Source organism: Salinarimonas chemoclinalis (assembly GCF_041514305.1).
In the GTDB taxonomy this organism is placed as follows: domain Bacteria; phylum Pseudomonadota; class Alphaproteobacteria; order Rhizobiales; family Beijerinckiaceae; genus Salinarimonas; species Salinarimonas chemoclinalis.
The window spans coordinates 82,494-89,485 of record NZ_JBGMWH010000015.1 but is presented as its reverse complement, the minus strand read 5'-3'; the positions used below and the strand labels follow the sequence as shown (position 1 = coordinate 89,485).

The 6,992-nt window shown below is 72.6% G+C and carries 11 protein-coding genes; 5 read left to right on the top strand and 6 right to left on the bottom strand.

Annotation, left to right across the window (positions count from 1 at the left end; all coding sequences use genetic code 11):
* Positions 1 to 168: 168 nt before the first annotated feature.
* From AB9M23_RS18520 to AB9M23_RS18510, 3 genes are all read right to left on the bottom strand, one after another.
* Positions 169 to 603 (bottom strand): PRC-barrel domain-containing protein, encoded by a 435-nt coding sequence (locus AB9M23_RS18520; protein ID WP_372426064.1) that lies wholly within the window; start codon positions 601 to 603, stop codon positions 169 to 171.
* 130 nt (positions 604 to 733) lie between these two features.
* Positions 734 to 1,606: a patatin-like phospholipase family protein gene (locus AB9M23_RS18515; RefSeq protein WP_372426063.1), complete on the bottom strand. Its 873-nt coding sequence runs from the start codon at positions 1,604 to 1,606 to the stop codon at positions 734 to 736.
* Positions 1,607 to 1,628: 22 nt separating this feature from the next.
* Positions 1,629 to 2,105, bottom strand: coding sequence for a MarR family winged helix-turn-helix transcriptional regulator (locus AB9M23_RS18510; RefSeq protein ID WP_372426062.1), 477 nt, complete (start codon positions 2,103 to 2,105; stop codon positions 1,629 to 1,631).
* A 287-nt stretch (positions 2,106 to 2,392) separates the two neighbouring features.
* On the opposite strand from AB9M23_RS18510, the gene rpsF reads away from it, so the two are divergent.
* From rpsF to rplI, 4 genes are all read left to right on the top strand, one after another.
* The gene (rpsF, locus tag AB9M23_RS18505; protein ID WP_372426061.1) at positions 2,393 to 2,872 is read left to right on the top strand and encodes a 30S ribosomal protein S6; all 480 of its coding nucleotides are present in this window, start codon (positions 2,393 to 2,395) and stop codon (positions 2,870 to 2,872) included.
* A 2-nt stretch (positions 2,873 to 2,874) separates the two neighbouring features.
* A complete protein-coding gene (gene rpsR / locus AB9M23_RS18500; protein WP_029032376.1) occupies positions 2,875 to 3,120 on the top strand; it encodes a 30S ribosomal protein S18 in 246 nt (81 codons plus the stop codon).
* A gap of 128 nt (positions 3,121 to 3,248) precedes the next feature.
* Entirely contained in the window at positions 3,249 to 4,214 is a 966-nt protein-coding gene (locus AB9M23_RS18495; protein WP_372426060.1) for a DUF2232 domain-containing protein, read from the top strand.
* A 5-nt stretch (positions 4,215 to 4,219) separates the two neighbouring features.
* Positions 4,220 to 4,825, top strand: coding sequence for a 50S ribosomal protein L9 (gene rplI, locus AB9M23_RS18490; protein WP_372426059.1), 606 nt, complete (start codon positions 4,220 to 4,222; stop codon positions 4,823 to 4,825).
* An 85-nt stretch (positions 4,826 to 4,910) separates the two neighbouring features.
* On the opposite strand, the gene AB9M23_RS18485 is transcribed toward rplI, so the two are convergent.
* Together AB9M23_RS18485 and AB9M23_RS18480 are read right to left on the bottom strand one after the other, a co-directional pair.
* Positions 4,911 to 5,099, bottom strand: a complete 189-nt coding sequence (locus AB9M23_RS18485; protein WP_372426058.1) for a DUF3008 family protein — start codon at positions 5,097 to 5,099, stop codon at positions 4,911 to 4,913.
* Positions 5,100 to 5,190: 91 nt separating this feature from the next.
* Positions 5,191 to 5,448 (bottom strand): DUF1127 domain-containing protein, encoded by a 258-nt coding sequence (locus AB9M23_RS18480; RefSeq protein ID WP_372426057.1) that lies wholly within the window; start codon positions 5,446 to 5,448, stop codon positions 5,191 to 5,193.
* Between the two features lie 118 nt (positions 5,449 to 5,566).
* On the opposite strand from AB9M23_RS18480, the gene AB9M23_RS18475 reads away from it, so the two are divergent.
* A complete protein-coding gene (locus tag AB9M23_RS18475; RefSeq protein ID WP_372426056.1) occupies positions 5,567 to 6,448 on the top strand; it encodes a LysR family transcriptional regulator in 882 nt (293 codons plus the stop codon).
* A gap of 9 nt (positions 6,449 to 6,457) precedes the next feature.
* Here AB9M23_RS18475 and AB9M23_RS18470 read toward each other — a convergent pair whose 3' ends face one another.
* Complete coding sequence (locus AB9M23_RS18470) at positions 6,458 to 6,928, bottom strand: Lrp/AsnC family transcriptional regulator (protein WP_372426055.1); 471 nt, start codon at positions 6,926 to 6,928, stop codon at positions 6,458 to 6,460.
* Positions 6,929 to 6,992: the final 64 nt, after the last annotated feature.

The window sequence follows — 6,992 nt, the reverse complement described above, 5'->3', positions numbered from 1 at the left end:
CGCTCTCTTCCTGACGTGCGCTCGATGTGCCCTGCGCACGCGCGCGCTCGCGCGGCTTCGGGCGACGTGGCCGCCCGCTTAGCCGCGTTCGATCCACGATTCAAGAGGGTTGTTCCCGTGGCGTGCCCGCCTGCGCAGGCACGCGCCGTCCGCCGTGGCAGCGCGGTCTCAGCCGTCCGTCCCTTCCGGCATCGCTTCCTCGAGGGCCTCGAACCCGTCGCTCGCGGTCACCTCCGACAGCGGCCGCGAGAGGGTCGCCCTGGCCGTCTCGCCCCGATCCGCGAGCTTGATCGCCGCGAAGGGCACCGGCACGCGCGCGCCGTCCGGCGTCTCGACCAGCGCCGCGACGAGGCGCCCGCCGGGGACGACGACGAAGTCCCGCACCGTCCCCGCCGTCTCGCCGGAGGGATCCGTCAGCTCCATGCCGAGGAGGTCGCGCACCAGGAGCGCGTCCTCGCCGGCGTCCTCGAGCGCGGAGGCGGCGTCGGAGATCGCACCCCCGAGGTCCTCGAGCGGCATCGCGTCCTGGGCGAGCGTGGGCGCGGCGGCGAGCGGCGCGGCGCCCGCGAGGAGCGCGGCGAGGAGAAGGCGGTGGGCGGGCATCGGAGGCTCCATGTCTCTCGAGGAGTGTTTCTCTCGGGATGAGTTTCTCTCGGGATCAGGCCTGCCAAAGCGCGCCGCCCCGACGAGTTCCCGCTCGCCACGCGACGCCGAGCCTCGCCCCCGCCCGGCCTCACCCGGCGGCGTGCGCGCCCTCCCCGGCCCGCAGCTCGGCGACGAAGGCCGCGCCGTCCGCGCGCCCGAGCGCGTAGGTCTCCTCGATCGCCGCGGGCCGTGTCACGTCGAACTGCCCCACCGCGATGCGCCGGGACGGCTGCACGTACGTGCGCCCCGGCACCTCCGGGAGCCTGGCGTAGCGCCGCGTGACGAGCACGAGCGTGCGCCCGCCCCGGGCCTCGACCGCGCTCAGCGGCTCCACCGGCACGTTGTCGACGAGCCCGCCGTCGAGCGCCGGCGCGCCGGCGACGAGGCCGATCGGCATGATCGGCGGCACGCTCGCGCTCGCCAGCAGCGCGGCGACGAGCGCCTGCGGGCTCTCGAGATCGCGCACGCGCACGAACTCCGTGCGGAAGCCGAGCCAGCGCCCGCCGCGCGGGTGGACCGGCTTGGCGACCGCCTTCTCGAGCTGGTAGACGAGCATGCCGAGCGGCACCGCCAGCGCCAGCGGCAGCCGGCGCGGCGGGCGCGCGACGGCGATCAGCACGTCGGGCGCGTCGGGCGCGGTCAGCCGGGCGAATGCGTCGGTGTCGAGGATCTCGGTCAGGAGCTCGCCGTACATGGCGCGCACCGGGAACGCCGGCTCGCCACGGCGGAGCGCTGAAAAGTCGAGGTTCGGCGCGCCCCGCGAGCAGCCCTCGACCACCATCGTGCGCACGCTCTCGCCGAAGCCGAGCATCGAGTAGCAGGCGGCCCAGGCGCCCGCGCTCACGCCGACCGCGAGCGACGGCGCTCCGAGCGCCGGGCCGGCGACGTCCCAGAACCCGCCCTGCCAGTAGCAGCGGTTGCCCCCGCCCGCGAAGGCGATCGCGTCGAACGTCCCCGGCATCGCCCGCACCCGCCCGCACCCGTCAGAGCGTCTCGCGGGCGACGTCACGCCAGGCGCGCAGGATGCGCTCGAGCTCGACGACGTCCTCGCCCGGCAGCCGCCCGAGGGTGCGCGCGACGAAGGCGCGCTGGGCGGCGATGCCCTCGCGCGCCCGCTCCCGCCCGGCGGACGTGAGGTGGAGCGCGTGCGAGCGGCGGTCGCCGGGGATCGGCCGGCGCTCGACGAGCTCGGCCTCCACCAGACGGTCGACGAGCCCGGAGACGTTCCCCTTCGTGACGTAGAGGCGCTGCGCCAGCTCGCCCTGCGTGATCCCCTCCCGCTCGGAGAGTGTCGAGATCAGGTCGAACTGCGGGATCGACAGCCCGATCGCGCGCAGCTCCGCGGCGATGCCGTTCGACAGGCGCTGCTGCAGCCGCACGAATCGCAGCCAGACGCGCACGGCGTCTGGCGTCTCGCCGGAGGCGGGCGCGGGCTTGTCGATCATCTGCGTCGCGGTCATGCCGGCACTCTAGGCGGGGGGATGGTTCACGTCAAAACCGATGCGCCCGTCGAATTCGTCCGTCGCCGGCCTTGCAAGACGCGCCCCTTTGGCGTATGTCCGCCACCTCGCGTTCGCTCCGGCCGGGGGCTGAACGGACGGTCGCTCGCGCCCACTCGGCGCCGGCGGCAGGGGTGCAGGCGCCCCGTCGTCCCGTGTCTCCGCCTTCGAACAATCGCTTTGGGCCTGAGGCAGGCTCGGAGGGCTTGGCGCCGATCGGACGCGCGAGAACGAGAGAAAGGCCACAGATGGCATTGTACGAGCACGTCTTCCTGGCGCGTCCCGACGTGACGAGCCAGCAGGTCGAATCGATGGTCGAGACCTTCAAGGGGATCATCGAGGGCAACGGCGGCAAGGTCGAGAAGGTGGAGCCCTGGGGGCTCAAGACCCTCGCCTACCGCATCAAGAAGAGCCGCAAGGCCCACTTCACCCTCCTCAACATCGACGCGCCGCACCCCGCGGTGGCGGAGATGGAGCGCCAGATGCGCCTCTCCGAGGACGTCCTGCGCTTCATGACCATCAAGGTCGAGGCCCTCGATCCCGAGCCCTCCGCCATGATGCAGAAGCGCGACCGCGACGATCGCGGCGAGCGCGGTGACCGCGGCGACCGCGGCCCGCGCGGCGACCGGGATCGCGGCGAGCGCGGCGATCGCGATCGCGGCGAGCGGTTCGGCGGCGAACGTCGCCGGCGCGAGGAGGAGACGACGAGCCAGGGCGAGGAGAGCTGATCATGGCCGGTGGTGCTGCCGGGGGCCGTCGCCCCTTCTTCCGCCGTCGCAAGACGTGCCCGTTCTCGGGCGCCAACGCGCCGAAGATCGACTACAAGGACGTCAAGCTGCTCTCGCGCTACGTGTCCGAGCGCGGCAAGATCGTCCCCTCCCGCATCACGGCGGTGTCGGCCAAGAAGCAGCGCGAACTCGCCCAGGCGATCAAGCGCGCGCGTATTCTCGGGCTGATCCCCTTCGTGATCAAGTGAGCGCGCCCCGACGCGCGTGATACCCCCTCGCCCGGCGTCCGCGCCGGGCGCGCTGGGGCGGCCGGGCCCGCGATCCCGTGGGCCTTCGAGCCGTCCCTAACCTCGCGAGACCGCGACGGGACAGCGACGTGCAGCACTTCATCCTCATCGGCATCGGCGCCGGCCTCGTGTCCGCGCTGCTCACCGCGACGGTGATCCAGGGCAGCGCCATCGCGCTGCTCCTGTACCTGCTCGCGCCGATCCCGATCCTCGTCGCCGCGCTCGGCTGGGACCACCGCGCCGGCCTCGTCGGCGCCGTGGTCGGCGGCATCGCGCTCGCGATCGCGCTGGAGCCGGTCTCCGGGCTCGGCTTCGCGCTGGCCAGCGGGCTGCCCGCCTGGTGGCTCGCCTATCTCGTGCTGCTGGGCCGCGCGAACGCGGACGGCACGATGGAGTGGTACCCGCTCGGCCGGCTGCTCGCCTGGATCGCCGCCGTCGCCGCGCTGACCTTCGTCGCCGCCGCGGCCGTCCCGGATTTCGACTACGCGACCTATCAGGAGCGCGTGCGCGAGGCGACCGCGGCGCTGTTCGCCGCCGAGCCCACGCTGTCGGGCGCCGAGGGCGTCGACCCGGACGCGCTCGCCGGCACGATCGCGGAGCTCGCGCCGGTGTTCGCAGCGCAGGGCTTCACCGTCATCCTCGTGCTCTACGTCTGGCTCGGCGCAAAGATCGTGCAGATCTCCGGGCGCCTCGCCCGGCCGTGGCCCGACATCCCCTCCACCCTGATGCCGCGCCAGGCGGTCTTCGCCTTCCTCGGCGCGGTCCTCGTCGCGAACCTCGTCGGCGGTTTCGTCGGCGTCTTCGCCGCCGCGCTGACGGGCGCCTTCGTCATGGCCTTCGCGCTGCAGGGGCTCGCGGCGCTTCACGACGTCAGCCGCGGCCGGCCCGGTCGCGGCTTCCTGCTCTTCGGCACCTACCTGCTGATTCTGTTCAGCCAGGGGCTGATCCTCATCGCGATGCTGCTGTTCGGCATCGCCGACAGCGCTTTCCGGCTGCGCCGGCGCTGGTTCTCGGGCGGCCCGCCCACGATCGTCAGAAAACCTCCCAAGGAGTGAGACCGATGGAAGTCATCCTTCTCGAGCGCGTTCCCAAGCTCGGCCAGATGGGGCAGACCGTGCGCGTTCGCGACGGCTACGCCCGCAACTACCTGCTCCCCCTCGGCAAGGCGCTGCGCGCCACCGCGGACAACAAGTCCCGCTTCGAGCAGCAGCGCGCCCAGCTCGAGGCCCGCAACCTCGAGCGCAAGCAGGAAGCGCAGGAGGTCAACGCCAAGCTCGACGGCCAGAGCTTCGTGCTGATCCGCTCGGCGGGCGAGTCCGGCGTGCTCTACGGCTCGGTGGCCACCCGGGACCTCGCCGACGTGATCACGGGCGCCGGCTTCACCGTCTCGCGCCAGCAGATCCAGCTCTCGCAGCCGATCAAGACCCTCGGCCTGCACAAGGTCGCGATCCTGCTCCACCCGGAGGTCGAGGCGATGGTGACCGTCAATGTCGCCCGTTCGCCCGACGAGGCCGAGCGCCTGGCCCGCGGCGAGGACGTCTTCGCCCGCGAGGAACTCGACCTCGACGAACTCGGCCTGGAGGTCGGCGCGGCGCTCGAGGAGTACGAGAGCCGAGGCCGCGGCGGCTCCGACGAGGACGCGCCGCAGACGGGCGAGGACGTCTGATCCCGCGCTCTCGCCGGGTCGTCATGAAACGTTCGAGGGCGGCCTGCGGGCCGCCCTTTCCGTTTCCGCGTCGGCCACGCGACCGTCAGTCCTCGGAGGCCTTCTCCGGCAGGTTCTTGCGGTCGGTGTGCGCCATCTTCTCGAGCTCCTCCTCGCTCATGGACTCGACCATGGAGCGCGAGGCGGCCTTCAGATCCGACGTCTTCGTCTCCCCGCGCTTCGCGGAGAGCGCCGCGCCGGCGGCCATCTGCTGCTTCGTCGACTTGGCGGGCATGGCGCGCCTCCCTCGTGAGGCCGCATCGCTGCGGCGACGACTGGAAACGCGCTGTCCCGCCCGAGGGTTCGCGCCCGGCGCAGGGGATCGCTCAGCGGCCGTCCTCGCGCCAGGCGCGGCCGTTGCGGATGGCGTCCGGGATGTCCCCGCGCGCGAGCCCGATGTCCGAGAGCAGATGATCCGGCATCGCCTCGAGCGTCCGCGCGGCCCGGCGCAGCCGCAGCTCGCGGGCGAGGCGGGCGATGAGCCCGCCGAAGAGCCCGGGCTCCGCCTTCGCCCGACGGGGCACGAGGGGCACGCTCCCGAGCGCGCGATCCGAGCAGGTGTGTGAGAGGCAGGTTGCGGACATGGCTCGTCTCCTGTGGCTCGCCGAAGCGGCGATGAGGAGACGCTAGCGAAGGCGCTTGCATCATGGAAACGAATGGTCATGATGCACAGGATAACGACGCCTTATCCCGGAGCGCGCCATGGCCCGAAACCTCGACACCGCCCTGCTGCGCGCCTTCGTCGCCGTGGCCGAGACAGGGGGCATGACGGCGGCGGCAGGCGTGCTCAACCTCACGCAGGCCGCCGTGAGCCAGCAGATCAAGCGGCTGGAGGAGAGCTTCGGCGGCCTGCTCTTCGAGCGCGAACGTCGCGGCCTCGCCCTGACCGCGCAGGGCGAGCGCCTGCTCGGCCTCGCCAAGCGCCTCCTCGCCGTCAACGACCAGATCTGGGCGGAGATGACGGCCCCCGTCGAGACCGGCGAGATCCGGCTCGGCTTCCCCTACGATCTCGTGCCCGGCTACGCGGCGCCCGTGCTCAAGCGCTTCGCGCGCTGCTGCCCACGCGTGCGCGTGCGGCTGTTCAGCCACGCCTCGCGCGAGATCCGCGAGGCGGTGGAGCGCGGCGAGATCGATCTCGGCATCGTCGAGGAGGTTTCGACCGAGCCGCACGGCGAGACGCTGATGGTCGACCGCCTCGTCTGGGTCGGCGCCCGCGGCGGGGACGCGTGGCTGCAGCGCCCGGTGCCGATCTCCATCGGCTCGGAGACCTGCTCGATTCGCCCGCCGACACTCGCCGCCCTGCGCGCCGCGGACGTCGACTGGCGCCCGGTGGTCGAGATCGCCAACGTCGACGCGCTCAACGCCACGGTGCAGAGCGACCTCGGCGTGACGACCATGCTCGCCTCCGCCGTGCCGTCCAACCTCGAGATCCTGCCGCCGGACTGCGGCCTGCCGCCGGTGCCGCCGCTCTCGGTGAGCCTCTACCTGCGACGCGACCACGGCATGCGCGCGGTCGACGACCTCGCCCGCATCATCCGCGAGACCTTCTGCCGCCGCCCGTCTGCGGCGGCCGTGGCGGCGTGAGCGACGACGTCACCCGGGCGCGAACAGCGGCGCCAGCGCACGGCTCTCGCGCCTCTCGAAGACCACCGCCGTCTCGATCTGCTCGACCCCCTCGCGGCTGGTGAAGGCGTCGAGCGCGAGGTCGCGCAGGTGCGCCACGTCGCGCACGACGACATGGGCGACGACGTCCCAGCGCCCCGAGATCAGGAACAGGGCACGCACCTCGTTCACCTGCGCCACCTCCGTCATGAAGCGGTCGACGAGGGCGCGGTCGTGCTTGGCCAGCGTCACCATCAGGATCGCCTCGAGCCCCACGCCGAAGGCGGCCGGATCGAGCGTGACCGTCGCCCCGCGGATCACGCCCGCCGCCTCCAGCCGCTTCACGCGCTCGTGCACCGTCGAGCCGGCGAGCCCGACCTCCGCCGCCAGCACCTTGTTGGGCGTCCGGGCGTCGTTCTGGAGAACGCGGAGTATCTCGAAATCGGTTCGGTCGAGGCGCACGTGACTGGCTCCATGCGGGAAATCGTTCGGCTGCAGCCGGCGTAGGATCATGCTCTGATCGCCG